Annotated in this window: 1 rRNA gene; it reads left to right on the forward strand. The window is 39.1% G+C overall.

The features are described from left to right. Nucleotides 1-404: 404 nt before the first annotated feature. Nucleotides 405-606 (forward strand): 16S ribosomal RNA (locus MLE14_RS22340); the annotation flags it as partial.

Genomic DNA, 606 nt, shown 5'->3' on the forward strand with positions numbered 1-606 from the left:
CATGTGAAAAATGTGGAGGAGAAATGTACCCTGAGTATTATAAAGGAGTACAAGGGATAGAGTACAAAATATCAGACATACGCTAAACAAAAAAGGACCGGGCGGTTTTTGCCCGGTTTTTCTTAATTATAGTGTTGACAATAACAGATAAAGGATGTTATCATAGCATTCGTCCTTAAGAAAAGGACAAGTTATTCAAAAAGTAATTTAAAAAAGTTGTTGACTTTACTTGTTGATTTATGTTACATTATTAAAGTCGCTGTTTTGAGAACAGTGAACAAAAAACAATAAAATCTATTGACATACTTCAATGTATGTGTTACAATAGAATCTTGCTCCTTGAAAACTGAACAAAGAAAAGCGTCAACGTTAATTCTATTTTTTTAAGAGCTATATCAAACACTTTTATGGAGAGTTTGATCCTGGCTCAGGACGAACGCTGGCGGCGTGCCTAATACATGCAAGTCGAGCGGACCTCTGGGAGCTTGCTCCCAAAGGTTAGCGGCGGACGGGTGAGTAACACGTGGATAACCTGCCTGTAAGACTGGGATAACTCCGGGAAACCGGGGCTAATACCGGATAGGATTTCGGTTCGCATGAACCGAA

The sequence above is a fragment of the Bacillus litorisediminis genome (assembly GCF_022808645.1).
GTDB lineage: Bacteria > Bacillota > Bacilli > Bacillales > JC228 > Bacillus_BF > Bacillus_BF litorisediminis.